Source organism: Franzmannia pantelleriensis, from assembly GCF_900102875.1.
In the GTDB taxonomy this organism is placed as follows: Bacteria; Pseudomonadota; Gammaproteobacteria; order Pseudomonadales; family Halomonadaceae; genus Franzmannia; species Franzmannia pantelleriensis.
Genome location: NZ_FNGH01000008.1, coordinates 1 through 26,848, shown reverse-complemented (window position 1 = coordinate 26,848; position 26,848 = coordinate 1). Strand labels below are relative to the sequence as shown.

General features: G+C 60.3%; 29 protein-coding genes and 1 pseudogene. 17 read left to right on the top strand and 13 right to left on the bottom strand.

Annotation, left to right across the window (positions count from 1 at the left end):
- Nucleotides 1-120 precede the first annotated feature (120 nt).
- From BLT16_RS11225 to BLT16_RS11210, 4 genes are all read right to left on the bottom strand, one after another.
- Nucleotides 121-1,038: an XdhC family protein gene (locus BLT16_RS11225; protein WP_245701612.1), complete on the bottom strand. Its 918-nt coding sequence runs from the start codon at nucleotides 1,036-1,038 to the stop codon at nucleotides 121-123.
- A gap of 31 nt (nucleotides 1,039-1,069) precedes the next feature.
- On the bottom strand, nucleotides 1,070-3,235 hold the full coding sequence (locus BLT16_RS11220) for a xanthine dehydrogenase family protein molybdopterin-binding subunit (RefSeq protein ID WP_089658613.1): 2,166 nt from the start codon (nucleotides 3,233-3,235) through the stop codon (nucleotides 1,070-1,072).
- Between the two features lie 45 nt (nucleotides 3,236-3,280).
- On the bottom strand, nucleotides 3,281-3,730 hold the full coding sequence (locus BLT16_RS11215; RefSeq protein ID WP_089658612.1) for a (2Fe-2S)-binding protein: 450 nt from the start codon (nucleotides 3,728-3,730) through the stop codon (nucleotides 3,281-3,283).
- A 216-nt stretch (nucleotides 3,731-3,946) separates the two neighbouring features.
- Nucleotides 3,947-4,873 carry a LysR family transcriptional regulator gene (locus BLT16_RS11210; RefSeq protein WP_218124442.1) on the bottom strand — a complete coding sequence of 309 codons (927 nt, stop codon included), beginning with the start codon at nucleotides 4,871-4,873 and terminating at the stop codon, nucleotides 3,947-3,949.
- A 92-nt stretch (nucleotides 4,874-4,965) separates the two neighbouring features.
- Between BLT16_RS11210 and BLT16_RS11205 the strand changes: the two genes are divergently transcribed.
- From BLT16_RS11205 to BLT16_RS11195, 3 genes are all read left to right on the top strand, one after another.
- A complete protein-coding gene (locus BLT16_RS11205; RefSeq protein WP_245701610.1) occupies nucleotides 4,966-5,961 on the top strand; it encodes an MBL fold metallo-hydrolase in 996 nt (331 codons plus the stop codon).
- Nucleotides 5,962-5,994: 33 nt separating this feature from the next.
- Nucleotides 5,995-6,927 (top strand): AraC family transcriptional regulator, encoded by a 933-nt coding sequence (locus tag BLT16_RS11200; protein ID WP_089658611.1) that lies wholly within the window; start codon nucleotides 5,995-5,997, stop codon nucleotides 6,925-6,927.
- Between the two features lie 112 nt (nucleotides 6,928-7,039).
- The gene (locus tag BLT16_RS11195) at nucleotides 7,040-7,930 is read left to right on the top strand and encodes a LysR family transcriptional regulator (protein ID WP_089658610.1); all 891 of its coding nucleotides are present in this window, start codon (nucleotides 7,040-7,042) and stop codon (nucleotides 7,928-7,930) included.
- Between the two features lie 39 nt (nucleotides 7,931-7,969).
- On the opposite strand, the gene BLT16_RS11190 is transcribed toward BLT16_RS11195, so the two are convergent.
- Nucleotides 7,970-8,371, bottom strand: a complete 402-nt coding sequence (locus BLT16_RS11190; RefSeq protein WP_089658609.1) for a RidA family protein — start codon at nucleotides 8,369-8,371, stop codon at nucleotides 7,970-7,972.
- Between the two features lie 191 nt (nucleotides 8,372-8,562).
- On the bottom strand, nucleotides 8,563-9,510 hold the full coding sequence (locus BLT16_RS11185) for a quinone oxidoreductase family protein (protein ID WP_089658608.1): 948 nt from the start codon (nucleotides 9,508-9,510) through the stop codon (nucleotides 8,563-8,565).
- A 127-nt stretch (nucleotides 9,511-9,637) separates the two neighbouring features.
- On the opposite strand from BLT16_RS11185, the gene BLT16_RS11180 reads away from it, so the two are divergent.
- On the top strand, nucleotides 9,638-10,531 hold the full coding sequence (locus tag BLT16_RS11180; RefSeq protein ID WP_089658607.1) for an AraC family transcriptional regulator: 894 nt from the start codon (nucleotides 9,638-9,640) through the stop codon (nucleotides 10,529-10,531).
- A gap of 89 nt (nucleotides 10,532-10,620) precedes the next feature.
- Here BLT16_RS11180 and BLT16_RS11175 read toward each other — a convergent pair whose 3' ends face one another.
- On the bottom strand, nucleotides 10,621-11,484 hold the full coding sequence (locus BLT16_RS11175) for an aldo/keto reductase family oxidoreductase (protein ID WP_089658606.1): 864 nt from the start codon (nucleotides 11,482-11,484) through the stop codon (nucleotides 10,621-10,623).
- A 26-nt stretch (nucleotides 11,485-11,510) separates the two neighbouring features.
- Entirely contained in the window at nucleotides 11,511-12,572 is a 1,062-nt protein-coding gene (locus tag BLT16_RS11170) for an MBL fold metallo-hydrolase (RefSeq protein WP_089658605.1), read from the bottom strand.
- Nucleotides 12,573-12,742: 170 nt separating this feature from the next.
- Between BLT16_RS11170 and BLT16_RS11165 the strand changes: the two genes are divergently transcribed.
- The 5 genes from BLT16_RS11165 (at nucleotide 12,743) to BLT16_RS11145 (ending at nucleotide 16,047) form a co-directional block, all read left to right on the top strand.
- Nucleotides 12,743-13,324 carry a TetR/AcrR family transcriptional regulator gene (locus BLT16_RS11165; RefSeq protein WP_089658604.1) on the top strand — a complete coding sequence of 194 codons (582 nt, stop codon included), beginning with the start codon at nucleotides 12,743-12,745 and terminating at the stop codon, nucleotides 13,322-13,324.
- 164 nt (nucleotides 13,325-13,488) lie between these two features.
- Complete coding sequence (locus BLT16_RS11160; RefSeq protein WP_089658603.1) at nucleotides 13,489-14,475, top strand: CobW family GTP-binding protein; 987 nt, start codon at nucleotides 13,489-13,491, stop codon at nucleotides 14,473-14,475.
- The gene (locus BLT16_RS11155; protein ID WP_089658602.1) at nucleotides 14,472-15,488 is read left to right on the top strand and encodes a WD40 repeat domain-containing protein; all 1,017 of its coding nucleotides are present in this window, start codon (nucleotides 14,472-14,474) and stop codon (nucleotides 15,486-15,488) included. The genes BLT16_RS11160 and BLT16_RS11155 overlap by 4 nt, the downstream gene beginning before the upstream one ends.
- 16 nt (nucleotides 15,489-15,504) lie before the next feature.
- Nucleotides 15,505-15,870 (top strand): hypothetical protein, encoded by a 366-nt coding sequence (locus tag BLT16_RS11150; RefSeq protein WP_089658601.1) that lies wholly within the window; start codon nucleotides 15,505-15,507, stop codon nucleotides 15,868-15,870.
- A complete protein-coding gene (locus BLT16_RS11145) occupies nucleotides 15,871-16,047 on the top strand; it encodes a DUF1289 domain-containing protein (RefSeq protein ID WP_089658600.1) in 177 nt (58 codons plus the stop codon).
- Between the two features lie 26 nt (nucleotides 16,048-16,073).
- Here the strand turns inward: BLT16_RS11145 and BLT16_RS11140 are convergent, their stop codons facing one another.
- From BLT16_RS11140 to BLT16_RS11130, 3 genes are all read right to left on the bottom strand, one after another.
- Complete coding sequence (locus BLT16_RS11140) at nucleotides 16,074-16,688, bottom strand: LysE family translocator (protein WP_089658599.1); 615 nt, start codon at nucleotides 16,686-16,688, stop codon at nucleotides 16,074-16,076.
- A 137-nt stretch (nucleotides 16,689-16,825) separates the two neighbouring features.
- The gene (locus BLT16_RS11135; protein ID WP_218124440.1) at nucleotides 16,826-17,581 is read right to left on the bottom strand and encodes a TIGR01458 family HAD-type hydrolase; all 756 of its coding nucleotides are present in this window, start codon (nucleotides 17,579-17,581) and stop codon (nucleotides 16,826-16,828) included.
- Nucleotides 17,582-17,683: 102 nt separating this feature from the next.
- Nucleotides 17,684-18,235, bottom strand: a complete 552-nt coding sequence (locus BLT16_RS11130) for a hypothetical protein (RefSeq protein WP_089658597.1) — start codon at nucleotides 18,233-18,235, stop codon at nucleotides 17,684-17,686.
- Nucleotides 18,236-18,907: 672 nt separating this feature from the next.
- Here BLT16_RS11130 and BLT16_RS20630 point away from each other — a divergent pair.
- From BLT16_RS20630 to BLT16_RS11105, 6 genes and pseudogenes are all read left to right on the top strand, one after another.
- On the top strand, nucleotides 18,908-19,912 hold the full coding sequence (locus BLT16_RS20630; RefSeq protein ID WP_143025064.1) for a hypothetical protein: 1,005 nt from the start codon (nucleotides 18,908-18,910) through the stop codon (nucleotides 19,910-19,912).
- Nucleotides 19,909-21,168: an MFS transporter gene (locus tag BLT16_RS11125; RefSeq protein ID WP_176817218.1), complete on the top strand. Its 1,260-nt coding sequence runs from the start codon at nucleotides 19,909-19,911 to the stop codon at nucleotides 21,166-21,168. Before BLT16_RS20630 ends, BLT16_RS11125 begins: the two co-directional genes overlap by 4 nt.
- 87 nt (nucleotides 21,169-21,255) lie before the next feature.
- Complete coding sequence (locus BLT16_RS11120) at nucleotides 21,256-21,834, top strand: HD domain-containing protein (protein WP_245701608.1); 579 nt, start codon at nucleotides 21,256-21,258, stop codon at nucleotides 21,832-21,834.
- A gap of 181 nt (nucleotides 21,835-22,015) precedes the next feature.
- Nucleotides 22,016-22,279: a helix-turn-helix transcriptional regulator gene (locus BLT16_RS11115; RefSeq protein WP_089658595.1), complete on the top strand. Its 264-nt coding sequence runs from the start codon at nucleotides 22,016-22,018 to the stop codon at nucleotides 22,277-22,279.
- Nucleotides 22,280-22,297: 18 nt separating this feature from the next.
- Nucleotides 22,298-22,480, top strand: a pseudogene (locus tag BLT16_RS21025) (HipA N-terminal domain-containing protein); the annotation flags it as partial.
- Nucleotides 22,481-22,828: 348 nt separating this feature from the next.
- Nucleotides 22,829-24,070, top strand: a complete 1,242-nt coding sequence (locus tag BLT16_RS11105; RefSeq protein WP_089658594.1) for an NAD(P)/FAD-dependent oxidoreductase — start codon at nucleotides 22,829-22,831, stop codon at nucleotides 24,068-24,070.
- A 92-nt stretch (nucleotides 24,071-24,162) separates the two neighbouring features.
- Here BLT16_RS11105 and BLT16_RS11100 read toward each other — a convergent pair whose 3' ends face one another.
- The gene (locus BLT16_RS11100; RefSeq protein WP_089658593.1) at nucleotides 24,163-25,173 is read right to left on the bottom strand and encodes a hypothetical protein; all 1,011 of its coding nucleotides are present in this window, start codon (nucleotides 25,171-25,173) and stop codon (nucleotides 24,163-24,165) included.
- A 639-nt stretch (nucleotides 25,174-25,812) separates the two neighbouring features.
- Between BLT16_RS11100 and BLT16_RS11095 the strand changes: the two genes are divergently transcribed.
- Complete coding sequence (locus BLT16_RS11095; protein ID WP_089658592.1) at nucleotides 25,813-26,250, top strand: PAAR domain-containing protein; 438 nt, start codon at nucleotides 25,813-25,815, stop codon at nucleotides 26,248-26,250.
- On the top strand, nucleotides 26,175-26,588 hold the full coding sequence (locus tag BLT16_RS11090) for a tetratricopeptide repeat protein (protein ID WP_176817217.1): 414 nt from the start codon (nucleotides 26,175-26,177) through the stop codon (nucleotides 26,586-26,588). The genes BLT16_RS11095 and BLT16_RS11090 overlap by 76 nt, the downstream gene beginning before the upstream one ends.
- On the opposite strand, the gene BLT16_RS11085 is transcribed toward BLT16_RS11090, so the two are convergent.
- Nucleotides 26,585-26,848: transposase domain-containing protein (locus BLT16_RS11085; RefSeq protein ID WP_143025063.1), on the bottom strand; the 264-nt coding region annotated here is incomplete at its 5' end. The genes BLT16_RS11090 and BLT16_RS11085 overlap by 4 nt on opposite strands.

Genomic DNA, 26,848 nt, shown 5'->3' with positions numbered 1-26,848 from the left:
AAGAAGACCGACTCACGGTTAACCTTGGTGCAGAAATATCGACTGATGCAACAATTCGAGCGTGATAGATAGTACGACGGGCCATTCATGCGAATGGCCCGTTTACGTGCTGAAGGGGAATCACGCATTACGCTGATAGGCACCGACGATCTCCGCGAGTACCGACACGGCCAGCGTCGACGCTTCACGCATGGAGGGCAGCAAGCCGACGGGACCGTGGATTCGCCTGATCTGCCCCTCGCCGAACCCCATCGCACGCAGCTCCTCGCAGCGCCTGGCATGGGTCGCCTTGCTGCCCACAGCCCCGAGATAGAAGGCTGGGCCTTGGAGGGCCTGGGCAAGCAGCGCCGCCTCCCAATCGACATCATGGAACGCCAGGAGAAAGGCCGTCCATGGATCATCATTCGCCGCCGGTAGCGTAGACGGAACCGTCAGCGTCGCGACCTGGTCGATGCCCAGGCGCCGCGCGTCCTGGATGTCGGCGTCATCGCGGAGCTGTAGCTCAGTGTGAATACCGCTGGCCTGCGCCAGCCTGGCCAGCGCCATGCTGTCGGCTCCGCGTCCGGCAATGCGCAGGCGGAGCTTGGGCGTGTACTCGAAAGACAGCGCGCTTGCCTCCATCGGATGTCCCAACCAGAGAGCCCCGGATACCGAGAGATTGAGCGTCACTGCCTGCCGCGAAGCGAGCCGATCATGGCACGCGCGCAGAACACCGGCCTGTGCATCGGGCAGTACCCACACATCGATCGCTCCTCCGCAGGGGAGTGGCATATCGATAAATGGCGAGCCTTTACCGTAGCGCAAGCGTCCTACACGGCCTGAACGAAGCGCGTCCAGGGCATGCATGGCCACATCCGCGTCGATGCAGCCGCCTGAGATGTAGCCGCAACGTTCGCCAGCCGCAGACACGGCCATCAAGGCGCCCGGCATGCGCACGGCGCCACCTTCCGTCGAGGTCACGACAACGAGTGCCGCCTCACTGGTGTGACGCCAGGCAAACCACTGCCCAAGCACGTCTTGTGCATGTTCCAGATACATTGGAGGGCTCAACGAGCCGACGGCGACGGCACTATCCCTGGACATGATCGGACAACGGCAGGTGGCGAATTCGCTGCTGGGTGGCGGCAAACAGCGCGTTGGCCAGCGCCGGCGCGAGTGGGGGCATGCCCGGCTCACCGACACCGCCCAGGGGAGAGCCAATCTCGACGATACCTACCGACACCGAAGGCGCCTCGCCGATGCGTAGCAACGAATAATCGTGGAAGTTCGACTGTTCGGCGCGGCCGTCGCGGATCGTCACTTTCTGGTTCAGGGCGGCGCCGAGGGCATCGACCACAGAGCCCTCCATCTGCGCCTCCACCTGGCCCGGATTGATGGCGCGTCCGCAGTCGATGGCCACATGCACCCGCTCCACCTGGACACCTTGGCCATTGACCTGAGCCTCGACCACTTGGGCGACGTAGGAGCCGTAGCTCTCGACCACCGCCAGGCCGCGCGAGATCCCCTCTGGGGCCGGCTCGCGCCAGCGCGCCATCTCGGCGACCCGGTCGAGCACCGCGAGCATTCTCTCCTGCCCTTCACAATGGCTTCGGCGATACGCCAGCGGATCGCGGCCCGCAGCCGCCGCGCATTCGTCCATGAAGCTCTCGAAGAAGAAGCCGTTGTAGGTGTGGGAGATCGCCCGCCAGGGGCAGAGCGGGATCGGCAGGTCGACCACCGCGTGCTCCACGACGAAGTTCGGAATGACATAGCGCATGTCCGACAGCCCGCCGAGCGAGAACGGATCGAAGTTGGCGAGGTTGCCCGTCGCCTGCGCCCGCTCCTCGGGGTCGAAGCCGTAGTCACGCCCCATCTGCGGCCCGGCAAGCCGGATGTGCATGGCAGTGATGTTGCCGTCATCGTCCAGGGCCGCGCGAAAGCGACACATCATGGTCTGGCGATACTGGCCCTGCCGAACATCGTCCTCGCGCGCCCACAGCACCTTGACCGGCCGACCATCAACGGCACGACTGGCGAGCGCTGCCTGCAGGGCGATCTCGCCATGGGTCTTGCGACCGAAGCCGCCGCCCAGATAGGTGGTATTGATGAAAAGCCGGTCAGCCGGCACCTGCATGGCGCTCTCGAGCGTCATGCGGATGACGTCCTGGCCCTGGGTGCCGATCCACAGTTCGGTGCGCTCCTCGCTGGACTCCGCCGTGCAGTTGATCGGCTCCATGCACATATGGGTGAGAAGCGGCACCGAGTATACCGCCTCGACCACTTGCCCCTCGGTCGTCAACGTCGCCTCGGCGTCGCCACGCAGCGTGGTGACCGGCACATCGGTTCGATCCAACCCCTCGCGGAGCAGCGCATTGATCTCCTCGGTGGAAAGCGTATCCGCCGCGGTCTGAGTGAAGGTGATATCCAGGGCATCGGCGGCCTGCTTGGCCTGCCACCAGGAATCGGCCACCACCACCGCGCCGCGTGGCACGCGAACCACCGCTACCACGCCCGGCATCCCGGCGACGCTGCTCTCGTCGAACCTCGCCACATCGGCAGAAAACACCGGGGCAAGCCGGACGGCGCCATACAGCATGCCCTCACGCTCAACGTCCACCGCGTATACCGCCTTTCCGGTTACCTTCAGCGGCGTATCGAGGCGCGCCACCGTGCGTCCGGTCAGCGTTCGTTCGCCGTCGGGGCGCAGGGTTGGCTCATCCGGTACCGGCAGTTGCATGGCATCTTCCACCAACTCACCGAAGGGAAGGCGACGCCCGGTTGCAGCATGGACGATGACGCCGTTCTCGGCCTGCAACGTCGCGGGTGCCACGCCGAGTCGCGTGGCTGCCGCCTGGGTCAGCATCTCCCGCGCCTGGGCCGCCGCGCGGCGCAACGGGTCATGCCATAAGCGGATGCCGAACGAGCCCACCGAGCGCATCTGGCCGGACGGAATGCGATAGGCGGGCGCCGGCTGATTCGGCATCTCGACAGCAATGCTCGACCAGTCGGCCCCCAGCTCCTCGGCAAGCACCTGGGCCTGCCCCGTGTGGGCTCCCTGCCCCATTTCACTGGTGGGCAACACGAAGGTGACCTGCCCGCTCGTATCGATGCGGATAAAGGCATTCGCGATACCCGCTCCTTCCCGCGGCTGCGCCAGTGCCGCTGACAGCCGCAGAGGAACGATGAGCGCAGCGCCGGTGGCGACGGTCCCTGCCAGGAAGGCGCGACGCGTCATAGAGAAACGTTGTGGAGTCATTGTTCTACCTGTGCCTTGGGTATACGTGGATGGGAGCGGATCTCGTCAAGCCTCGGAAGCTCGCTGAATGGCCGCCCGGATGCGCAAGTAGGTGCCGCAGCGGCACAGGTTGCCGCGCATCGCTTCATCGATCTCCGCATCGGAAGGACTCGGGTTGCGCGCCAGAAGCGCAGATGCGCTCATGATCTGCCCGCTTTGGCAGTAGCCGCACTGCGGGACGTCCAGCTCCACCCAGGCCTGCTGGACGGGATGCGAGCCATCCTCGGACAGCCCCTCGATGGTGGTGATCGATCTCCCTTCGGCGCCCGCTAGCGGGAACACACAGGCGCGCACCGGCTCGCCATCCACATGCAGCGTGCAGGCGCCGCACTGCGCCACGCCGCAGCCGAACTTGGTACCGGTGAGTTTCAACTCATCCCGGATCACCCAGAGCAAGGGGGTATTGGGCGCGGCGCTGACGTCGACGGTGCGCCCGTTGATCGTGAAGGCTGTCATAAAGGCTTCTCCTCGGCCTGGCCATGGTGGGTAACGCGGCCTGTATGCCGGCGCGTTCAGCCGCCTTCGCCGCAGATAGCGTGACGATGACGACTGCACTGGCATTGAGTGTTAATCACTAGACGGGGAGAAGGCTTGCCATCATCTGCGTAAAACTGGCCTGATCCTGCCAGGTGGATGACGGCGATATAGCGGGTATCAAGTGCTGATAGGACGTTATCGGCGCTGGCGGATAAACGCCAGGAAGGCCCGCATGGCCGCACTGGTATGCCGCCGGCTCGGATAGTACAGATACCAGCTCGGCAACGTCTTCTTCCAGTCGCTGAGCACTTCCACCACTCTTCCCTGTTCGAGATCCTCGCGGACATAATCCTCGAACAGATGCGCGATTCCCGAGCCGGCAATCGCGGCCTGGCGCTCGTGATGCGCTGAGCTGAGCGTCAACCGGCCTTGTGGTGTGATTTTCACTTCCTCGCCATCCTTTTCGAATGTCCATGTCACCATGGTGCCGCCAGGAAAGCGGCGACGAATGCAGTCATGCTGCAGCAAATCCTGCGGTGAATCGGGCCGGCCGCGCTGTCGAAGGTAATCGGGCGAGGCCACGAGGGCATATCGCAAGGCGGGGCCCACGGGCAAGGCGATCATGTCCTGGGCGAGCTGATTCCCAAAGCGCACGCCGGCGTCGAACCCCTGCTCCACGATATCGATGATCGCCGCATCACTGACGATCTCAACGTTGATGTCGGGATAGATCCTCATGAATTCGAAAGCCAGCGGGCATAGCACGTGGTCGGCGGCCGGCGCCGGTGCATTGATCCGCACGCTGCCGGAGGGGCGCTCGCGAAGCTGATTGAGATCGTCGATCGCCGTTCTGATGTCGTGGAGGGCGGGGCCAAGCCGCTCGAGAAGCTGCTCGCCTGCCTCGGTAGGCGCAACGCTGCGTGTCGTTCGGTTCAACAGCCGGATACCCAACGCCTCCTCGAGCGCGCTAATCGATTGACTGATGGCTGACGATGAGACACCCCTGGCAAGCGCGGCGGCTCTGAAGCCACCGCAGCGCACGACGTCCTCGAAAATCTCCAAGCTATCCAGGCGTAGCGGCCGCATTGCAAAGCCCTGCTTACTAAGCTGATCCGTTTTCATTAGCTTATCCGCGCACCCGATCTGCGTCATCCTTTGAACGTGTCGCAAGCATCAGAGACTCGAACGGGGTGAACAAAATGACCGGAATAACAATGAATCGTAGGAAGGTGATACTGACAGCGGCGTCGGTAGCGGCGGGCGTGGTCCTGCCGACCGGTAGCATCGCCTTTGCGCAGGATACTGCCGCGGCAGCGTCCACGGCCCAGGGAGTAAATGCGAGTGGCAATGTCGGCCATTATCGCTTTCGCGTCGGCGACATCGCCGCCACCGTGCTGAGCGATGGGCTGATCGGCGGCCCCCCGCAGATCTACGCCAGCGACGCGCAAGAGGCGGAGTTGGAGGAGGTGCTGAGGCAGGCCTTCCTGCCGACCGACCATTTGACGCTGAATCTCAATACCCTACTGATCGAAACGCAGGGGCGGCGAATCCTTCTCGAAGCCGGGGCCGGACAGACCATGGGGCCGCTAGGCGGTCGTATCTTCGATAACCTGGCCGCCATCGGTTTACGGCCCGATGATATCGACATCGTGGTGATCTCACACACCCACCCGGATCATGTCGGCAACCTGCGAACGGCCGATGGCGGCAAGGCCTTTCCGCGGGCAACCGTGTTCGCGCCACGGGCCGATTGGGACTTCTTCATCCGTCACGAGCCAGACCTCTCCTACATGCCGGTGCCCGAGGACTTTCAGCGCAACTTCGCCGCCGCCATCCGCCAGAGCCTCGAGCCGGTCATCGACGAGATCGAATTGTACGAAGCCGGCACAGAGATCGTGCCCGGCTTGACCACGCTACCAGCACTGGGCCACACCCCCGGCATGGCCAACTTCCTCGTTCACTCCGGCAATGACCAGCTACTGCTGACCGCCGATCTTGCCTATCACCCCATCGTCAACATTGACCACGCCTGGCTGCCCGGGCCGGATCGTGACAAGGAAACGGCGCTGGCCTCCCGCCGTCGCATCTTCGATATGGCGGCGGCAGACCGGCTCCCCGTGCTCGGCTTCCACTTTCCCTTCCCGGGCCTTGGCCGCATGCTCAAGACCGACACCGGCTATGCCTGGGTCCCGGCCAACTGGCAGTTTTGAGACGGGTGACGCCGACATCCATGAGGAAAGCATATGGATTCACTCAAACACGCGGTCTGGGCCTATGCCAGCCGCCACGCCAATAGCGACGGCCTGGCGCAAACGCCCGTTCCGGGACTGCGCACGATGTGCCGCAACGCCCCAGGTGGCGACCTCCATTCGGTGTATCGGCCTCTGATTTGCCTGATACTGCAGGGGGCGAAACGCTCGGTAATCGGCAATAAAGAGCGCCTCTTCTCCGCTGGCCAGTCGGTCATGGTGAGTGCTGATATGCCGGTCGTCGGGCGAATCGTGCAAGCGAGCCAGCGCGAGCCCTATCTGGCCGTCTCGATCGAACTGGAGATGAGTGTCCTGCGCGAACTCACCGCCCATATGGCAATCAGCGCTTCGCAGCGCTCATCTGAGGTGGAGACACTATTTGTCGAAGATACCGAAGCCGCACTGACCGACTGTGCGCTGAGACTGATGCAACTGCTGGATCAACCCGCCGCCATACCGCTGCTACGCCCCGGGATCATGCGGGAGCTGCATTTCTGGCTACTGTCGGGACCTCACAGCCATACCCTGCGAACACTGGCAGACCCAGGCAGTCACGCCGGCCGTCTGTCCGCTGCCATTGCAACCCTGCGGGCCGAGTACCGATCCAGCGTGCCGGTGGAGCGACTGGCGTCGCAAGCCGGCATGAGCCTCAGTTCGTTCCACAAGCATTTCAAACGCATGACCTCGCTGACACCGGGGCAATACCAGCAGCGTCTGCGCTTGATCGAAGCACGCCGCCTGATGCTCGACGAAGGCTCCTCGGCGAGCAATGCCGCCTTCGAGGTGGGCTACGAAAGCGTATCGCAGTTCACCCGCGAATACAGGCGCCTGTTCCAAAGACCGCCGAAGCGCGATGCGCTGCGCCTGCTGAGACCTGCCGAGATGGCCGGTCAGGACGCAGCAGCATCGCAACGAGCAGGCGCTTGAAGTTACCTGATACGCTAGAGTCAGGGCCATGTAATTCCAGCCACACAACGTGCTACTCCACCGGCTCGCCCCCTGCGAATACATGCCCGCGTATATCAACAGGATGACGACATTGAACCAACTACTCGCCATGCGGGCGTTCGTCCGCGTCACCGAAACGGGCTCCTTCAAGCAAGCGGCGGATTATCTGGGGCTGCCACGCTCGACGTTGAGCAAGCTGGTGTCCGACCTGGAGAGCCATCTCGGCATCAAACTGCTGAACCGCACGACGCGCACGGTAACGGCAACGTCAGATGGGCTGGCATATTATCAGCATGCAGTGCGGCTGGTGGCTGAAGTGGATTCGCTCGACAGCGATATCCGCAGCAACGGATTAACACCCAGCGGACACTTGCGTATCGATGCGCCCTCCTCCTTCGCCACCAGCCTGTTGATCCCGGCCATGGCCGACTTCCAGCGAGAATATCCCGATATCAGCGTGGCGCTGGGCGTCAGCGACCGGGCAGTAAACCTCGTCGGTGAAGGCGTGGATTGCGTTATTCGCGCAGGCCGGCTCGACGAGCTGTCGATGGTCGGGCGCCAGCTCAACGACCTGGATTACGTGACCTGCGCGGCACCCGATTATCTCGAACGACATGGCGTGCCATCGCACCCCAAGGAACTCGACGCAGGCCACACGCGACTTGGCTATTTCATCGCAGCGACAGGCAAGCCGATACCGCTACTCTTCGAGAAGGAAAACGAACGATTCGAGATGGCACATAGCGACTATGCCGCCAACGATGGCAACGGCCTGATGGCGATGCTGCTCGCCGGGCTCGGCGTTGGGCAGCATTTTCGGTGCTGCGTGCAGCCGTATCTCGACGCTGGCGAACTGGTGCCGGTGCTGGGCGAGTGGTCCCGGCCGGCCATGCCGTTCCACATTCTCTATCCACCCAACCGACACCAGACCGCCCGGCTGAAGGTCTTCATCGAGTGGTTATTGGCCACCTTCAACGACTAGCCTGCAGCCCAACGCAGCCGCGAGTCACCCACCGGCAGGTCAGGCAACGATCGCTGTCACACGAATCTCGACCCGCATCGTTGGCAGCCCCAGAGCCTCGACACCCGTCTGCGTCCAGATCGGTGCATGACCGGGCATGTAGTGTCGGTAGAGCCGCGACATCGTCTCGTTTACTTCCTTCGGAAAACCACCAACGTGGTAAGAGTTGACGTGGATGACGTGCTCCCAGCCGGCACCGGCGGTCTTGAGCGTTCGCTCAACGTTACGGAACGCCTGCTCGATCTCCTCAACCAGCGATTCAGGGATCTCGAAGTCATCGTTCCATCCGCCCTGCCCGGATGTCTCCACTCGGTTGTCGACCTTGACGGCTTGCGAGTAATACAGCAGATCCAGCGCCTTCTCCCCGTAGCCAGGCGTCACAAAGAACTCGGGCTTGCTCATCTATGCTTCCTCTTGCGTCGTCAGAAGGTGACCGATGCTAAGGCACCCTTTCCCGGGGCAGAAGACGCAAAATATGCCATCACTATCCATGCTCATGGACAATCGGCTCACGCTCAAGGCGCCCATCTCAAGCCACCTGGTGCGCGCACCACACAAGCCCACCGTTGCCACACAGAACCTGCGCAGGGCTGCTACCGAACCGGCGTGAGGATATAGCGAACATTCGGGTCACCGTTCCAGGCCTCGGCTACGGAGGTCAGCGGCAGGCTGGTAAACGGTGCGTCAAAGCCCGCGGCAGGCGCAGCGGCGAGCAACTCGCCAGCGCCTGCCAGCAGCTCCTTGACGGACACGCTACCAATGCCGCTTCCGATCAGTTCCAGTCCCGTGCTGCGCAGCATGTCGCCGCGAACAGCAATCTCGTCACCGGCCACGGTACCCAGTTGAACATAGCGCAGACGTGGCTCGCCGGTCCTGGCCCCGCGATCTTGGGTTGCCGCCCGCAAGACGCGAGTAGCGGGATCGCCCCACACGAAATCGAGTACGACATCGACACCTTTATCGAACTGCGCACGCAGCGCTCCGTCCGCATCGTCATTCAGGGCGATCTTCACATCAGCTTCCAGGTGCTCGAGCTTCGCCGCATCGCGCCCGACAGCGATCACCCTGCTCGCCCCCAAGTGCCGCGCGGTCTGAAGCGCCATGCCGCCTGCCGAGCCGGTCGCCCCGAGGATCATCACCGTCTCGCCGGGCTGCAGCTTGGCCCGTCGCGTCAACGCAATCCACGATGCAAGCCCAGCCGTGGCGATGGCCGCCGCGCGCTCGTCAGACAGCCCCTCGGGCACCGCTACCATCATCTCCCTGGCGACCAATGATTTCTCCGCCATGGAACCGAACGGTGCCTTGGGAAACAGGAAATACACCCGCTGCCCCGCTGCGTCGATGCCCACGCCATCGACACCCGGAACGAATCCGGCGGTCGTGCCGCTGGCATAGTGCCTACCTGACGCCAACCCCTTAACGATGGGGCTGAGCGCAGTGGCATGCACTGTGACGACGGTTTCGCCGTCGCTGGCCTCCGGCTCACGAAAATCCTGAAACGACGGCGGAACGCCGAAAGTAGTTACCACGGCTGCTTTCATGCTGCTCACTCCTGAAAGTGTTCCAAGAACTTGGACGGATACTTCGCACGTCTGCAGAGTAGGCAGATCCACTCGAACGATCTATGCTTTAAAATCCGTTTTTTGTTCGTATTCGTCCAGGTAGTGTATGGATCCCCTTTCAGAAGTGCTCTCGCTGCTGAAGCCTCGCAGCTATATCACCGCCGGCTTCGACGCAGGCGGGGCCTGGGCGCTCACGCTCGATGATCTAGCAGGCCGCATCAAGTGTTATGCCGTCATCAAAGGCACCTGCTGGCTGTCGATGCAAGGCAGCGAGCCAGTGCAGCTCCAGGCCGGCGACTGTTTCGTCCTGCCCAGCGGCCGAACCGTGCGCATCGGCAGCGACCTGGGCGTTGAGCCAAAACGAGCCAGCGAAGTGCTCGACCCCAACCGTAGCGGCGAAGTCGTCACCTACAACGGCGGAGGCGACGTCTTTCTGGTTGGCAGCCGCTTCGAGGTGAACGGCCGCCATGCCGAGGTACTGTTGCAGACCCTGCCACCTCTCATGCAGGTCGAGACCTCAGGTGACCGTGCCAGACTGAGAGGGTCGATCGAGTTGATGATGGAGGAGTTGCGCGACGCCCGGCCCGGCTCATCCTTAGTGGCGCAGCAGCTCGCGCATATGATGCTGGTACAAGCACTGCGCCTGTACCTAGCGGAGCAATCTCACAGCGACATCGGCTGGTTCGCCGCCCTCGCCGACCCTCAGTTGAGTGGTCCCCTCAATGCGATACATGCCAATCCGGCACATCCCTGGACCGTGCAGAAGCTAGCTACGCAGGCCGGTATGTCACGTTCGACCTTTGCCGAGCGCTTTCGCCAAAGAACCGGAGAGACACCGATCGCCTACCTAACGCGTTGGAGAATGATGCTTGCGTGCGAGAAACTCACGCATGGTGGTGACACGCTGGCACGCATTGCGACGTCGGTCGGCTATGAATCCGAGCATGCGTTCAATACGGCTTTCAAGCGAGTCATGGGCGTGTCGCCAAGGCGATACTAGCCATCAGCGCGCGTCGGACGCTACCACGCTGCTTCGCTTCTACCATTTTCCGTACGCCCCCTTTGCGGGCCCTCCCCAAGAGAAGGCGCCTAGACCGCCAGCGCTAGCGACGACAGCGCCTCTTGTGGTAGCGAAAGGTTTGCGGCGGCTATATTTTCTCGTAGATGCACAACGTTTGACGTTCCCGGTATCAACAGAATGTTGGGCGAGCGTGCCAGTAGCCATACCAGCGCCAGCTGCATTGGAGAAATTCCGTACTCGTTGGCCACCGCTGACAGCGTCTCCGACTGGATAGGATTAAAGCCGCCTAGCGGGAAGAAAGGGACATAGGCAATATGCTGTTCGGCCAGTGCATCGATCAGCGCATCATCGTCCCGATGCACAAGGTTATAGTGATTCTGAACACAGGCCACGGGAGCGATGCGCTGTGCTTCAGCGACCTGAGACGAGGTAACACCGCTGAGGCCCAAGTGTCGGATCAGGCCCTGCTGCTGGAGTTCAGCCAGTGCGACGAAGCGCTCCTCTATGGATGCGTCGATACCACCCGCAGGATTTTCGGGAACACGCAGATTAACGACGTCAAGGCGGTCAACGCCGAGGTTACGAAGATTGTCATGCACCGCTCGGGTTAATTCACCAGGAGTCTGTGCGTGCACAAACGACCCATCATCTCCCCGGAAGGCGCCTACCTTGGTGACGATAACGAGATCATCCGGATACGGATGCAGTGCCTCCCTGATCAGTTGGTTGGTAATGTGGGGACCATAGAAGTCGGCCGTGTCGATGTGATTGACGCCAGCGGCAACCGCCTCCTGCAAGACCGCGATAGCCGCCTTCTTGTCCTTTGGCGGCCCGAATACGCTCGGTCCCGCCAATTGCATAGCACCATAGCCTAGGCGCCTGATGACTCGATCACCCAGCACATAGGTGCTGGTGTTGGAAATGTCGATCACTGTGTACTCCTCTTTCCTTTTGGGTTTCAGGGCACCACCCAGGTATCGCCTGGCAGCAGTGCGCGAAACCGCTCTTGCGATATCGCTGCTCGAGACAGGGCATCATGCAGATCCTGGCGAGGCTGCTCGACGGCTTCATCCGTCAATTGAAAACTGCCCCAATGGTGGCCGATGGCGTTACGCGCGCCGCACAGCATCATGCCCTGAACGGCTTCTTCCGGGTTTTGATGCTGGGACTCCATGAACCAGCGCGGCTCGTAGGCGCCGATGGGGAGATTTGCGAGGCGGAAGCCGCCATGTTTTTCAAGAGCGGCGCAGTAGTTGTTGCCCGAATGAAAGCCTGTGTCGCCGACGTGGTAGATGTTGCCAGCCGGTGTCTCGACCACGAATGAGGCCCACAGCGCCATCCGGCGATCCCATAGGTTGCGGGCCGACCAGTGATGTGCCGGCTCACAATGGATCGACACTGGGCCCCATTCCGTTACGTCGCCCCAATCCTGCGCATGAACGCGCATTGCTGGGATGGCATTGCGGATGATGGTGTCATTGCCGAGCGGCGTGACGACGAGTGGATCGTGAATCGCGTGCAAACGCTCCAGCGTCGCTAGATCGAGATGGTCATAATGACTGTGGGTGACGAGCACCAGGTCAATCGGTGGCAGGTCCTCGAACCGGATGCCCGGCGCATTGACGCGCTGCGGCCCGGCAAAGGAAACAGGTGAGGTGCGACGAGAGTAAACGGGGTCAGTGAGAATATTCACTCCCCTGACCTGAAGGAGAATGGTCGCGTGACCCACCATTGTCGCGCGGAGTTCGTCGCCGGATACGCGCTCGACGGGAAGGGCACTCGTGGTTTTCTGCGGCCAGGCCTCCGGCCATGGACTAGCGCTGCTGGTGGCCTGCCAGCGCGCAAGGTCCAGCACTCCCGGTGGCTCGGTACCGCCTGGATTGAAGAAACGCAGCCCGTCGAAGTGATCACTCACAGGACCTTGATAATAGGGATTGTCTCTCATTGCATAAGCGGTTCCGAATCCACCGGCCGCGACGGAGGCAACGCCCATCGTCTTGAGAAAGCTTCGTCTGTTCATGGGCACTCTGCCTTCAGCGCATAGCAGCTACGGTAGTGGTTACTTCCGACCACCCTGAGACCTTGCGAACAACGTTCAACGTCACCACGTCAATTTCCAACTACAACGTTGGAGTTGAGAGTAGATCGAATTTCGTGCTATCACAACCCCTTTGGGTAAGGTGTATGGCCATGGCGTGGGATGTAGAAGGGACGAAGAGGAAGATTCTGGAGGCGGCCGTCGCTGAGTTTGCACAGTTCGGCCCTGACGCGGCTACGGTAGAGCGCATCGCAAAATCCGCAGGCGTCAACAAGGAGCGCATCTATAACTATTTCGGCGACAAGCGCAACCTGTTTGCCGCGGTCCTGCGCAGCGAACTCGCTAAGGTCGCGCTGGCTGCACAGTCGTCTGCCGACGAAGACATTGGAGACTATGCCGGTCGAGCCTTCGACTACCACTGTGAGCATCCCGAGCTCAGCCGGTTGCTACGTTGGGAAGGGCTGATCTTCACGGGTGATGTCCCGGACGAAGCGCTTCGACGCGAATACTACGGCGCTAAGACGACATTCGTCGAAGACGGACAGCGGCGTGGTGCGATCACGACAGCGTTCGACGCCGATCATCTGACATTCCTCGTGCTGGCGCTTGCCGGCTGTTGGTCCAACATGCCACAGATCGCGCGCATGCTGACCGGAGATGACGACGACAAGGACCGGGAACGGCGCCGCGCATCCGTCGTCGAGGCCGCACGTCGCTTGGCCAAGGCCCCCTAACGTCGCTCAACACCGCTATCGGCAGCTCCCTCTCGGGGTGGGCACCGGAGTCTCCGGTAGACTCGACGTTGCGACACCTGCGAGCGGTATGAGCCAAACGCCTCCAGATGCTATGTTATATCGTAATGAGTGAAGCCCATTCGACTACGATCTGGAGCACCACCATGGCTAACGTCCCGGTTACCGTCCTGACAGGCTATCTGGGGGCAGGCAAGACAACGCTGCTCAACCGCATTCTTGCCGAGGATCACGGCAAGCGCTATGCCGTGATCGTCAATGAATTCGGCGAACTGGGCATCGACAACGATTTGGTGGTCGGTGCCGACGAAGAAGTCTTCGAAATGAACAACGGCTGCATCTGCTGCACCGTTCGCGGAGACCTGATTCGCATCATTTCAGGCCTGATGAAACGCATCGACCGCTTCGACGCGGTGATCATCGAGACCACCGGATTAGCCGACCCCGCGCCGGTGGCCCAGACCTTCTTCGTCGATGACGATGTGCGCAGCAAGACGACGCTGGACGCCGTGGTAACCGTCGTCGATGCCAAGCACCTGCCGGCCCGGCTCGACGACAGCCCCGAAGCCGCCGAGCAGGTCGCCTTTGCCGATGTCGTCGTGCTCAACAAAGTCGACCTCGTCGACGACGACGAGCGCCAGGCCCTCGAGCGTCGCATCCTCTCGATCAACCCCTACACCCGCATCATCGCCGCCAACCACTGCGACATCGAGCTGGACCAGGTCATCGGCCTGGGGGCGTTCGACCTGGAGCGGATCATCTCCCTGGAGCCGGAGTTCCTCTCCGAGGAGCACGCGCACGAGCATGACGAGCAGGTCAAGAGCATCTCGCTGACGGCCACCCGCCCGCTACTTCCCGAGCGATTCGATCGCTGGATTGCCGACGTGCTACGCATCGACGGTGTCAATATCCTGCGCTGCAAGGGCATTCTCGACCTGCTGGGCCAGGAGCAGCGCTACGTCTTCCAGAGCGTGCATATGCTGGCCAACGGCATCCCGACCCAGCCCTGGCAGCCCGATGAAGCGCGCCACAGCCGACTGGTGTTCATCGGCCGCGACCTCGATGCCGACAAGCTCCAGGCCGGTTTCGATGCCTGCGTTTCCAAGCCTCGTGTGGCGTCGGAGCAAGCATGAATCAGCCCGCCTCGATCCTCGAGCAACTGGGTCACCAGTGGCAGTGGTCGGCCTATATTCTCTCGGCATGCTTCGATGCCTCGAACAACCTCGCCTTTGCCCTCGGCGACGGTAGCCTGCGGCTGCTGCCCGCCGGCGCCTCGCAAACACCACAGCGTGTCGAAGTACACGATGACATGGCACTGAGCATGGCCCCCGCCCCGGGCACGGGCTTCGTGAGCGGCGGTGACGATGGGCGCTGCGTGCAACTCGGCATGGACGGCAGCATACAGGCGCTGGCCACCTTCCCCGGGCGCTGGGTCGACCACGTCGCCAGCCACTCCAACGGGGTCGTCGCCTGCTCCGAAGGCAAGCGCCTGCACCTCTTCGCTGCGGGCCGCGACGACATCATCCGCGAGTTTCCCAGTACGGTCGGCGGTATCTGCTTCTCGCCGGACGGTCACCGCATCGCGGTAGCCCACTATGGCGGCGTCACCCTCTGCTCTACGCGCTCCGCCGATGCCTCGCCGGTAGCGCTGACATGCCCGGGCTCGCACCTCTCGGTGACCTGGAGCCCCAACGCACGCTTCGTGCTCTCGGCCATGCAGGAGGATTGTATTCGTGGCTGGCGGCTGGAAGATAACGACGACCTCTATATGAGTGGCTACGCCACCAAGGTAAAATCCTGGTCGTGGTTCAATGGCGGGCACTACCTGGCCACCAGCGGTTCCAACTGCGCCCCTTGCTGGCCGTTCAAAGGCCGCAAGGGCCCCCGTGGCCACACCCCAAAGACCCCTGGCGACAACGAGCGTGCACTGGTCACGGCCGTGGCGGGAGATCCACAGTACCCCCTTCTCGGGATCGGTTACGATGACGGCCAGGTCACCGTGGCCGACATCGAAAAGGATCAGGAAGTGGTGATCAAGCCGCCGGGACACGGCGCGGTGACCACCATGGCCTGGTCCGCCGACGGCGCCTGGCTGGCCTTCGGCACCGACAAGGGCTTCGCGGGACTGTTTCCCGTATCCGGTTAACCCCAATGGAGACGCAATGATTGCCAAGAAAGCGCGCGGCAAGATGGAGCGCCGCTTGAGCGCTGCGCTGACCCATGCCTGCGAGCAGGCCAAGCCTCAGCTGCCCGGCTTCTGCTGGTTGACCCACGAGGTGGATTATCAGCGCTTCCCCGAAAGCCTGGTGGTGACCTGGGTGTTCGACACCCACGTCAACCTGGCGCAGGCGCTCAAGGGCGAGGCCCGACACAGCATCAATGACCTGACCGCCGAAGCACTGGCCGACGCTGGCGTGGATGTTAGCGACGCCTCGCGGCATCTCGATGTCGACAGCGAAGAGGACTGCCAGCGAGAGCACGGCGGCGACTGGCAGCGGCGGCTACGCAGCAAGCCAACGAGGCACTGAATGGCCAAGAAGATCGAAAGCCCGTGCGTCTCGGTCTGCCAACTGAAAGGCGATCTGTGTGTCGGCTGCGGCCGCACGGTTGACGAGATACGCCACTGGAAAGCCATGAAGCGGCCCGAGAAGATGAAAACGGTGAAACGCGCCGACCAGCGCCTGAAGAAAATCCCGCGTGCTTGATGCGTACTTAGCGGAGGCGCGCCCCCTCAAGGCCGTCGCATGGCAGCGACCAGGGCGCTCGCCCCGATCAGGCTGCCGGCGCCGGTGCGGTGCAGGATGCGACGTAGCCGTGCGCTCAGCATCCGCCCACCGCTGGTGGCCAGGAAGGTGAAGGCGAGATCGCTGAGCACGCCGAGGGCCAGAAAAGTCGAGAACAGGATCGCCAGCTGCGGCAGCAGGGGCTGGCCCGGCGCCACGAACTGCGGCATGAAGGCCATGAAGAACGCCAGGCTCTTGGGATTCAGCGCGGTAACCAGAAACGCCTTAGCCGTGCCCAGCCGAATGTCCGCCCCCGTTGGCTGCAGGTCGCCCAGTTGGCCGGCCTCGCGCCACATCTTGATGCCCAGGTAGAGCAGATAGGCCGCCCCGAGCCACTTGAACAGCTGGAACAGCTCGGCGGAAGCCATCAGCAGCGCCCCGACCCCGGCGAATGACAGGGTCATGGCCAGCAAGTCGCCCAGGAAGAAGCCCGGCAGCATGGCCAGAGCGGCACGGCGCCCACGGTTGACCCCGGTGGTGACCAGCAGCGCCACGGCGGGGCCAGGAGAAGCGATGATCAACAGCGAAGCCAGGCAGAAAGAGAGCCACAGTTCCAGCGGCATAGCGCGTTCCTCGACGGGTTCCTATCGGTGACGTTCGGCATTTGCTCAATAAAGCATCCTCGCCAGCGCCTGTAAAAGCAACACGGCCAGCACCTCGATCTAGGGGAAGCGGCCAGCACTACTTCCCTACCGCGCGGCTAGCGCGTCTCCAGCAGCGTATCGACCAGCTCGGCCAGGCTCGCCTCACAGCGTGCCTGGGGGGCCTGCGCCTCGTCCCCCGAGCGATACTTACCTGAGCGGATCAAGCAGGCCTGCAGGCCAATGTCCATGGCGGCGACCACGTCGCACTCCACATCATCGCCCACCATCAGCGCTTCATCGGGCGCCACGCCAAGCTCGTCGAGCACGGCATGAAAGAAATCGCCGGAGGGTTTCCCCAGCACCCTGGCCTCGATGCCGGCGGCATATTCCAGGGCTCGCACGAAGGGCCCCGCGTCCAGGTGCAGGGCACCGGCCTGGCGAAAATAGCGGTTGCTGCCCACGGCGAGCAGCGGCGCGTCCTCCAGCAGCAGCTGGAAGGCCTCGTCGAGGTGGGCATAGTCCAGGCGCTGCTCAGCGTCACCGAGCACTACCGCATTGGGGTTATCGCGGGGCAGGTCGGCAAATTCGGGCTCGAGCCGCTCATGCACCAGCAGATAGGGGCGCAGCCCGCTGCGCTCGAGGTAGCGGCGGATCGCCCCCGGCGCGGTGAAGACCTGCTCAGGCGCCGGGGCGAACCCCAGCCGCTGCAGCTCATCGCGTATCGCCAACGAGGTCTTGCGCGAGGTGTTGGTCAGAAAGCGCAGCGCCAGACCGCTGGCCTGCAGCCGCGCCACCGCAGCCACGGCGCCGGGCAGGGCCTCACCGTCCTCGGTTAGCACGCCACTGATATCGAGCAGTACCGCCTTCAGCATCACCGTCTCCCCCATAGCACTCCACAGGAAAGACTTCATTGATGCCCGAGCGCGCGGCGCTGTCAAATTTGCCCGGTATGCCGATGGGCCGGCATCGATCGCTCAGCGATCCTCCGTGTCATCCCGCTCGCCGCCCCGGGATGTCGATGAAGCCGACGACGTGACATTGCTGATCAGCTGGGGCACGAAACGCTCCGAGAAGCCCGCCACGAACGACCAGAACAGCAACTTGGCCAGGTCCGGCCCGGAGCTGGGGTAGGTTTCCCGAAAGATGCTGAGCATGAAGTCGTCACCTGACGCCCCCGCATCCTCTGGCGGAAAGGAAAACTGGGGAAAGAGATCACCGGAGACGATGCCGGAGAGGAACACCAGGTAGAGCACCAGTGCGAAGACGCCGCCAAAGATCGGCACCAGCAGGATCTGAAACAGTGAGGCATCCAGCAGCGCGAGTTCTTCATCGGTAACCGTGTTCAAACGCTGCTGAATACTGACGAAGCCGCCAATGATGCCGCACAGGGGAACGGCCCAGGTCACCAAAAACCGCTGATCGAAAAAGTAGGTCAGCGCGAAGATACCGCCCAGCACGGCAACCGCGATGGTCGTCATGATGATCAGGCGCTTGGTGATGGAATGGATATGCCGGATGCGTTCCATGGTGCGGCCCCTGCCCCGCGATCACCCGGCGGCCGCCTGCTTCCAAGGCAACCCCGCGAGCATGATCCTCAACCTGGATGACGGCCTCCCTTCCTCTACTCACGATAGTCGACCTCCCCACCACTCACCATCCAGGTGGCGTGCTGCCTTCCGGCGGCCTCTTGGCTCAGGTCCATCTTACCGAGCTGTAGTAGCAACTACGGCATGCTGTCGCCCCTTGGTGAAACACCCGAGCCAGAGGCATAAGCACATGCGCAATGGCAATATAGAACGTTGGCCTCTCCGGGAGGGCCTTAACGTGCCCTCCAGCAATAGCGTTAACCGGGCGGCTAGTCTTAAAAAAGACAGTGTGCCAGCACATATCTCACTAATGTAAGAAATTTCTTACATAATATGTCATATTATTCTTATGCATCGAGGTGAAAATGATTGCTATACCTTTTATGGCGCTACACAAACTGTGCGCCGGAAGAAAAAACCAAGCCAAAAGTGAGGTGCAACATGACACAAGATACTCTCTGTCAAATTAACATGGATATAGTTGCCGGTTCTCTAGAGGCCTGCCTTCAATCCCCCGAATGCACTGACGGCCCAGGCCTGATTTAACCAGTTAGGCTCTGGTAGCCCTCCGTCGATTCGGCGGGGGGCTAAACTTCCTATGAGGGTGAAGCTATGTCTCAGTATATCTCTAAAGAAAGTTACAAAAGAATGGAAGCACCACTATTCAACGTCTCACTGCATGCTTGTAAAGATTTCATAAAATCATTGGCCGACAACAACATAAACCCAACCTCCCTAGACATATTTAAAACTTCAACAATCAGAGAAGAAATAGACCATTTGTCATACAATATAGCAGAAGACATTCATGCTGACATTAGCTCCGCTCTGCAGGATGATTCCTGTGGTATAGCCGCTCTCGATATTCCAGAGGGAGTTTCTAATGATCCTACGCATGATGCGCTAGTGGGAGCAATTGTTGCACAAGCGATAGTGAACAAATTCATGTCACCTGCAATAGATAGGAAAAACCATACACCATTCACCCTATACAATGCCTCTAAGGAAGGAGAGAAAAAGCTAAAGAAATCCGGGCTTCGGTTTTATTCTCCTGAAGAGAAGCTAGGGTTTCACACAGATGGTAGGATAGACTCTCCAAATGTTTATATTCCTGAGCGCCTATCTATCTACAACCTGTTAATCGCTTACAAAAAACCTGGGGATTTTTATTGGCTTCCTTTTGCCTTATGGGGCGAATTTGAGAGTTTCGCAGAGTCCATTGGGTGGAATGTTCCCTATAAGTTTGAGCTAACTCCTATCGTGTATTCAGGAAGAGGTGGCGAACTTGAAAGACCAACCCTCTCAGCTGTTGAAGCACCTATCTTCTTTAAAGAAGGGCCCAAAAAAAGCATGTTTTATAATGGAGAGTTGGCTGATCTCGATAACGGCATTGACAACAGAAGCATCAGCATGTCTTTAAGAGAGTCTATGCAAAACAACATTTTTCGATACTACGTCCCCCAAAGAGCAAGAAGAGTCATTATCATGAACAACTCTTCAGGTGCACACTCGAGAGATATATTCAACTCTCCTGTTGCGGGAACAAGATATACACGCTCCTTCATGCGCTCAATATCTTTAGAAGGAATGTGTGTAGGCAGAACATACCATCCTTGAAAGCCAACACCAATACAATAAGAGCACCAACAACGGAAACAGTCAACATGTCAGAAAGAAGCCTACAACTATTCTGCTATGTAGTGTTCTTATTCCTTACCTTCCTCTTTATAGGCAGCAGCCTCGTCACGATTGCCTGGATCGCTGTCGAAGACAGCTCAATAGCCGTAGTCGGTAGAATATTCCTTCTGTCAAGCCTCACGGGCATAGGTATCTCTCTGCTAGGAGGAGTGCTGACAGACAGTTGGAACAGGAAGATGGTTATCAGGCTTGGAATAACAGCCCAGGTGATCGCTTTGGTAATTCTACTCTATGCCATACTAGAGGGCCACAGCCTGCCACCTTTCCTTTATATCTTCAGCGTTCTCAACACTGCCGGCATGGCAGTCAAAGCTGGGGCGATAGACAGCGTTTTCCAAGCTATTGTCAGCAAAGAAAGGCGCGTGGCCATGTCTGTGCGAGTTTCTATTATACGCCAATTGGGGCTCGCGATTGGCATGGGAGGTGGCGGGATTCTTTTAGACCAAACCAGCGCCATTTTTTGCATATCACTGTTGCTTGTGGTGTCTATTTCACGCTTTGCCATTAGCGAGGTGTTTCTTAACAGCCTGAAAAAGATAAAACGGAGTTCCTCTTCTAATCCAATGCAGCTTTGGAAAGAAGGATTGGCATATGCTGCTAACGACAAGAACATTTATCTTTCTATATGTGGTGTAGCCTTAACTTTTTCAGCCGCACAAATGACAAATGTGCTGGTTCCGGGCTTCGTACAAGATGAGCTCGCTGCGGGAAGCGACGTATATGGATTACTAGAAATGGCGTGGGCTATTGGTGGGGGCACCATACTACTTATCGCTGCCTTTAAACATCACTCTTCCCCTTACAGCAAGGTTGAAGCACTACTGCTGTGTTTGCTTGGCATCAGCATGATGTTATTTTCCTTCCTTCGTTTTATCCCTGCACTGATACTGCTCTATGCCATTATGGGGGGACTTTTTTCGATTACTAGGGCGAGGTTTGATGGAAAGATCCTAACATTTTGCCCTGAAGGCATGATGGGCAGAGTTCGGGCCACCACTTCCATGCTGACCAACTCAATCGGCATGGTGATATATCTTATCCCCACTCTATTCTCGATCACCTCGGTGTCCGGCCTCTACATGGCCTGGGGTGCTTTCATCCTATGCGTAGGGTTACTAATATGGCTCTTTCAAGCCAGCTCGATAGGCTCAAAGCGAAGATCAACGGAAACTTGACCAGCCTCACGGCCAGCGGCGATCCGATGAAGAACCCGATAGTGGAAGAGATGCTGGAGATGAGGCGGGAGGAGTGATTCGGATGCGATGGATATCTGGCATCCTGATGGGGAATATTCACTGCAGGGCGTTACCGACGTGGACGACATCATCGAACGGGCGGCGCTATTCAGCAGGGCCGCACACCAAGCCGTTGGGCAGCAGCGCAAGTACACCGGCGAACCCTACTGGCAACACCCGGTGGCTGTTGCAGAAACCGTGTCAGCCGTGGAGATGGCGACACCCGAGATGATCGCCGCCGCCCTCCTGCACGACGTGCTCGAGGATACTGCCGTGACAGCCCTGGACATCGAGGAGTGCTTCGGCCAGCGGGTCACCGTCCTGGTTCAGGAACTGACGGATCAATTCATCGATCCGGAAATCGGCAATCGCGCACACCGCAAGGCACTGGAGCGTAATAGGCTAGCTCACGTCTCCCCCGAGGCGCAGACCATCAAGTACGCCGACCTGATCGACAACACCACCAGCATCGCCGCGCGGGACCGCGGTTTCGCCCGAGTCTACCTGGCCGAGAAGCGCCTGCTCCTCGAAGTGATGACAGCGGGAGACCAGGCGTTGAGGCGCAGGGCATGGCGGGTGTTGGAGGAAGGCGAGGCGAAGATGTAATGAGCCCTCGTTACCGTTCACGAAAGACCGGCAAGCGCGACTACGCATGAGTTACCGGTCGGTAATTTTTCCTGCAAGCCGAGCTTGATCGCCATGAAAGTTACCGAGCGGTAATTTCTTCATTGCGAATCAACAAATCCATGCCTAGAATTACCGAACGGTAATTACACGCGGATTTGCCATGCCGACCATCGACTCCCCGCCGACCCAGGCCGCTACCATTCGCCACAGCGAAGAGCTCGGCAAGCTGGTGCGCCAGCTGCGCGCCGAGCAGGGATTGTTACAGATCGATCTGGCCGGCCTCGCCGGCACCGGCAATCGCTTCATCGTCGACTTGGAGCGGGGCAAGCCGACACTGCAGTTGCAGAAGGTACTGGATGTACTCGACCTGATGGGGCTCGAGGTGGTGGTGCGGCGCAAGGGTGGCAATCGCCATGTCGAGTGACGATACCCTGGCGCGGCGAGTCTCTCCCCCACCCTGCCCCTCTCGCCGCAGGTCCACGTAGGCGATGCGGTGCTGGCCTACTTCGAAAACCTGCTGCCGGAAGGCGACCTGCGTCACCACCTTGAGCTTCGCCACCACACCACTAGCGTATTCAGACTGCCGACAGCCATCGACGCTACCCTCGCCACCCTGAGCCCCTAGGCGCCCGAGCAAACACTACTGGAGCGGCTGCAGCAGCGGCTGTTGAGCAACTGCCGCAAGCTGCCAGAGCGGTGGACGGCCAGGGGCGGCTGAGCAGACCACGGCGGCCGTCAGGTCAGCACCTACACTGAATGGGCAAGGGCGCGAGCGGGCCTAACACCGCCCACAAAAACAAGTGCCATTTTTCGCCATCTAAGAGGAAGAATGCTCTGCTTTTATAGCCTTATATAGCCACTTCATCTTAATTTTCGACACGCCGCCGATTTTATGACAAGCACTGATAAACTCCGCCCGTAACAGGCTCTGCCCCCGGCAGAGCGTCCCATACCCATCGGCAGGGAGATCTTCATGGCTCGCAATATCATCGTTCTTGGTGCCGGCATGGTCGGCGTATCCGTAGCCTGGCATCTGGTGCGTCGCGGCCATGACGTCACCCTGGTGGACCGCCGCGAGCCAGGCCTTGAGACCTCCTTCGGCAACGCCGGCATCATCCAGCGCGAGGCGGTGCGCCCCTACGCCTTCCCCCGTGATATCAGCACCCTGCTGCGCGTGGTGCCCAACCGCCAGGTGGATATTCGCTACCGCCCCACCGGCATGATGAGTGCCGCGGGCCCGCTGCTGAACTACTGGCTGAACTCGAGTGGCAAGCGCTACGAGCGCATCGTGACCGAGTGGGCATCGCTGATCATGCGCTGTCAGGATGCCCACGCACCGATGATCGAGGCCGCCGGCGCCGAGGCGCTGGTGCGTCAGGGCGGCTGGCTGGAGCTTTATCGCACCCGCAAAGCGTTCGAGGAGTGCCAGGAAAAGGCCAAGGAGAACCACGAGCGCTTCGGGGTCGAGTATGAGGTGCTCGACGCCGAGGCGCTCCACGCCAAGGAGCCGCATCTGGACAAGGGGCTGATCGGCGCGATCCACTGGACGCAGCCGTGGATGGTCTCGGACCCGGGCGGCCTGGTGCAGGCCTACGCCCGCAGCTTTGCCGAACAGGGCGGCAAGGTAACGCAGGCCAGCGTCGAGGACGTGCTACAGGTCGAGGGCGGCTGGCGGGTCAAGACCAGCGAGGGGCCAATGGAGGCTGACGAGGTGGTAGTGGCCCTGGGGCCCTGGGCCGGGGATATGCTGGAACGGCTGGGCATGAAGGTGCCGCTGTTCGTCAAGCGCGGCTACCACATGCACTACTCCGCCGAAGGCGAAGCCAAGCTCAACCACTGGGTGATGGACGCCGAGAAGGGCTTCCTGCTCGAACCGATGCGCGCCGGGATTCGCCTGACCACAGGCGCCGAGCTGGCCGACCTGGACTCACCGCCCCAGTACAAGCAACTAGCCGCCGCCGAGAAGGTGGCACGCAAGCTGTTCCCGCTGGGCAAGCGCCGCGACGGCCAGCCCTGGAAAGGCGCCCGCCCCTGCCTGCCCGACATGAAACCGGTGATCGGCCCCGCCCCCAACAAGGAAGGGCTGTGGCTCGCCTTCGGCCACGGCCACCAGGGCTTTACCCTGGGCCCGGCCACCGGCGAACTGCTCGCCCAGATGATGGATGGCGAAGAACCCGCGGTGAATATGGCGCCGTTCCGGGTTGATCGCTTCTGAGTGCAAGCCCACAAGGAACTAGATACGGGGTCCCCGATGATCAGCGACCATGCCGGCACATTTAGCTGGTCATGGTCGCTTGGTAGGGGGCGTCAAGTATCAACCTGCGGAGAGCCGGCAGGTGCCTGCGCTGATGGTTCTGCCATTTCCGCCTCTGCGAAGGAGGGCTGTTTCGCGGGATTGGTTAGCAAATAAATATGAGCGGCAATGCTGATAGGCCATAGGCTGAGACCAACGGTTGTGGCCAGTAGAAATAGCCACCCGTTAGCATAAAACTCGTTTATTGCCAGCCAGGCCGTACCGCCTCCGATGACGACTGTGAGGCCTATACCCCAGCATAAAATTGCCACCGTAGCATCGGTGAAACTGTTCAATCGCTTGGCGACTAGCTTGAGGATCCAGATGCATCCCACCACTGCCAGTAGCAGTAGGAAAAAACCACCGGTCTTGAGCGTTGAATCGGCTGCCCCATAGTAAGCCACCCCTGATAGGTTGTTGAGACGCCAAAACATGATGCCGCTAATTGCGACACCTATTACGCTGATCACCAAGTGGGCTAACAGGTAACGGCGCAAGAAGGCCAGGCAGTCCAGCTGTTTTTCCGCAGGCATGTCCGGCCGCTGTCGCAAGAGCGCATGTGACGGCTCGACATCGCGGAGAGAGCGTAACGTGAACCCCATGAGCAGCGCCACGACGCCTATTATTGCCAGCCCCCCTGCCGAGAGTAGTGAATGCCAAAGATGCTCATCCATAGGATTCGATGTCGCCCAGTTGAACACTGAGCCCGAAGCCCCTAATGAGTATAGGCCGACCCCAGCGAGGCTACCCCAAACCCGGCCGAAGGCGTTCATACCCACGATGATGTATAGAGCGATCAATGCGAGATCCATTGAGACATGCGGCGTGAAATAGCTACCCCAAAAGATGGCTTCAGAATAGAATCGTGGCGTCATGTCCCATAAGAAACGGCTTTGGCTCATAAGAAACGCGCCGCCTAACTGTATACTTAATAGCAAGCAGGCAGCCAGCCAGTAGCGGTGGCGATCCTGGCGCGGCTCGCTCATCGGACGGAGCCGGTAAAGTTCTTTAAAGATGTGAAACATACCTTTCCTTAGGAATTACATTAACGTTGCGGGGCACTTACTTTGGGGATAAACCACTTCGCGAAGATCACTTCCCCTCGATCGTCGCGGGTGGCTTGCTGCTTACGTCGTACATGACGCGATAGGGAACGGTTTCCAGCAGCTCTTGCCAAACTGCCCGGCCCCTTACCGTGGCTGATAGATCTATGGGGCGCCGTTAGACTATTCCATAGCGGGGAAACATTTTTACATTCTAATATTTAAAACCACCAAGACGCAACAACCGCATTTCCCCATTGTTGCGGCAGCCTGCTTGACCCACTTCATCCATCACATACAGGTCGACGCCAGCGAGTTATGATTGATTTACTCCCTCTCAATCGTCGTGGGGGCTTGCTGCTGACGGTACGTTGCGCGAGAAACGTCTTAGGCTAGACCAAGCTGCGGCTCGCCCAGATGATGGATGGCGAAGAACCGGCGGTGGATATGGCGTCGTTCCGGGTTGATCGCTCCTGAATGTGAACCACCACAACAGCACTGTAAGATATTGCTTATCTTGCTGTAAGAGATCGCTGAAATCCCCGTTCCATCGGTAGCCAAGGCACCAACGATAGTGATAATCGATAAGTACTCAAGGTACGAGATCGAAGGTACCAGCCCATGGATCTGGCAAAGCTTGGCGATAAGGTGGCCTGTTCTTGCAAAGATGGGCCGCACCGCATCGTTTCCGGTGCCTCCAACGCCATGGTGGATGGCATCCCCATCGCCAGGGTTGGTGATAAGTGCTCCTGCGGCGCCACCATCACCGACGGGGTGGCGTGGTACCCCATAGAGGGTGCACACGCCGCCATTCATGGCAGCGCCACTTCCTGCGGTGGTCAGGTAATAACGGGCTGCAGCACTGAAGTCGGCTCGCTTAGTGCACCTGCTCATCGGCCCAAGGCGAATCAGCAGAGCATTACCAGGAGCGTGCCAACGCAGCACTTATCAAAGCACATGGCGATGCCACTCAGCTCGAAAAAGTGCTCACCATCTACGATGAGGGCCTCGAAAAGCACCCAACCGACTCCGATCTTCTCAACAATCGCGCACAGCTAAACGCCAGCCTCGGCCACTACGCAGCGGCTAAGGCTGATCTGGATATGCTTAAAGAAGGAGAGTTACACAAGGAAGGGAAGCTGATGCGCTGCATGTTGCAAGAGCGCTTGGATGGAGCCACGGACGACGCCTTGGCATGCTACTCAGAAGTGCAGAGTGACTACGCCAGCGAAATCACTGACTACCCGGATGCCAACCACGTCCTGGCGGCTCGCCTGGCCGCATCACCCGAAGCCGTTCCCCTGCTAGAGGAGTGGCAGGCCAGCGACGATCCGATGAAGAACCCAATGGTGGAAGGTAAGCGCTCCACCAACCCCACCTGTTGCGGCCTGAGTTAGACCGGCAGCGTGTCTTTCCAGCGCCAGGGCAGCAGCGTGCCGTGGTCGTCATCCTCGCCGAGGGTTGGCAGGGTCTCGAACACGAACTGCAGGTACTCGTAGGGTGAGAGGCCGTTGGCCTTGGCGGTCTCAATCAGGCTGTAGATTGCCGCGCTGGCCTGGGCACCGCTCGGCGTGTGGCTGAACAACCAGTTCTTGCGACCGACGACGAAGGGGCGGATGGCGTTCTCGGCCGGGTTGTTATCCAGGGGAATCAGCCC